This is a genomic window from Kitasatospora sp. MBT66 (genome assembly GCF_000710405.2).
In the GTDB taxonomy this organism is placed as follows: Bacteria; Actinomycetota; Actinomycetes; order Streptomycetales; family Streptomycetaceae; genus Kitasatospora; species Kitasatospora purpeofusca.
Genome location: NZ_JAIY01000006.1, coordinates 128,453 through 129,933, shown reverse-complemented (window position 1 = coordinate 129,933; position 1,481 = coordinate 128,453). Strand labels below are relative to the sequence as shown.

Sequence of the window (1,481 nt, the reverse complement as noted above, 5' to 3'; positions counted from 1 at the left end):
GTGAAGCTGTGGGAGGGCGTGGTCGCGGTGCCGCTGGTCGGCACGCTGGACTCCGCGCGGACCCAGATCGTCATGGAGAAGCTGCTGCAGAGCCTGGTGGACTCGGAGTCCGAGCAGGCCATCATCGACATCACCGGCGTGCCGGCGGTGGACACCGAGGTCGCGCAGCACCTGCTGAAGACGGTGGTCGCCGCCCGTCTGATGGGAGCGGAGTGCACGATCTCGGGCATCCGGCCGCAGATCGCGCAGACCCTGGTCGCGCTGGGCGTCCGGTTCGACGACATCGTCACCAAGGCGACGCTGGCCGACGCCCTGCGGTACGTGCTGCGGCGCATCGGCACCGAGCCCGCCGCGACGGGTGGTCCGAAGTGACCGACCGCGTCCCCATCCTCAAGCTGGGCCGAGTGCTCCTGGTGTCGATCCAGATCGACCTGGAGGACCAGACCGTGTTGGACCTCCAGGACGACCTGGCCGAGCGGATCGTGACCACCGGCGCGATCGGCGTCGTGATCGACATCACCGCGCTGGAGATCGTCGACTCCTTCGTGGGACGGATGCTGGCCAACGCCGCCGCGATCTCCCGGATGCTCGACGCCGAGACCGTGGTGGTGGGCATGCGACCGGCCGTGGCCATCACCCTGGTCGAACTCGGACTGTCGCTGGGTGGCGTGCGCACCGCGTTGACGCTCGAGAAGGGGCTCGCCCTCCTCGAGCGCGGCCGCGCCACGAGTGCGGACCGCGGATGACCAGGTTGGCCGAGGAGGTGGAGCAGACCGTCCCGATCGTGTCCAACGACGACGTGGTCCGGGCGCGGCAGCTGGTCCGAACCCTCGCGCAGCAGTGCGGACTCTCCCTGGTGGACCAGACCAAGCTGGTCACCGCCGCCAGCGAACTGGCCCGCAACACCCTGGTCTACGGAGGCGGCGGTGCGATGCACTGCGCCACCGTGCGCCGGGACGGCCGGCGCGGCGTGCACGCCGTCTTCGAGGACAGCGGTCCCGGGATCCCCGACCTCGACCTGGCGCTGACCGACGGCTGGACCTCCGGTGGCGGACTGGGACTCGGGCTGAGCGGTGCGCGGCGCCTGGTGGACGACTTCGAGCTGGACAGCCGGACCGGCGTCGGCACCAAGGTGTCGGTGACCAAATGGGCGCGCTGACGGTCCCGCTCCTGGAGTGCGAGGACGTGGCCTGGTTCCGGGACGCCGAGTCGCTTCCCGCCGCCGCGCGCAGCGCGGCCCGGACGCTCGCGCAACGCGCCGCGTTGCTGCCCGAGCGGGTCGCCGAGGTCTGCCTGGCGGTCAGTGAGGCGGCGACCAACCTGCGCCGGCACGCCCGCGACGGGTCGCTGCTGCTGCGGGTCGTGCGGACCGACAGCGAGGCGGCCCTGGAGTTCGTCACCCTGGACCACGGCCCCGGCATGGCCGACGTCCCCCGCTCACTCACCGACGGCGTCTCCTCCCGCGGCACGCTCGGCATCGG

4 protein-coding genes are annotated in these 1,481 nt (G+C 71.8%); all 4 read left to right on the top strand.

Features of this window, described 5'->3' with window-relative positions; genetic code table 11:
• Positions 1-372 (top strand): STAS domain-containing protein (locus BI06_RS13130; RefSeq protein ID WP_043468186.1); only part of this gene is annotated, 372 nt, incomplete at its 5' end.
• Positions 369-746, top strand: a complete 378-nt coding sequence (locus BI06_RS13125) for an STAS domain-containing protein (protein ID WP_030395646.1) — start codon at positions 369-371, stop codon at positions 744-746. The genes BI06_RS13130 and BI06_RS13125, both read left to right, overlap by 4 nt.
• On the top strand, positions 743-1,159 hold the full coding sequence (locus tag BI06_RS13120; RefSeq protein WP_043468183.1) for an anti-sigma regulatory factor: 417 nt from the start codon (positions 743-745) through the stop codon (positions 1,157-1,159). The genes BI06_RS13125 and BI06_RS13120 overlap by 4 nt, the downstream gene beginning before the upstream one ends.
• Positions 1,147-1,481 (top strand): ATP-binding protein (locus BI06_RS13115; RefSeq protein ID WP_043468181.1); only part of this gene is annotated, 335 nt, incomplete at its 3' end. The genes BI06_RS13120 and BI06_RS13115, both read left to right, overlap by 13 nt.

What these genes read in the sequence shown, in the direction of transcription:
- BI06_RS13120 (WP_043468183.1), top strand. Translation starts at nt 743, where the DNA reads ATGACCAGGTTGGCCGAGGAGGTGGAGCAGACCGTCCCGATCGTGTCC.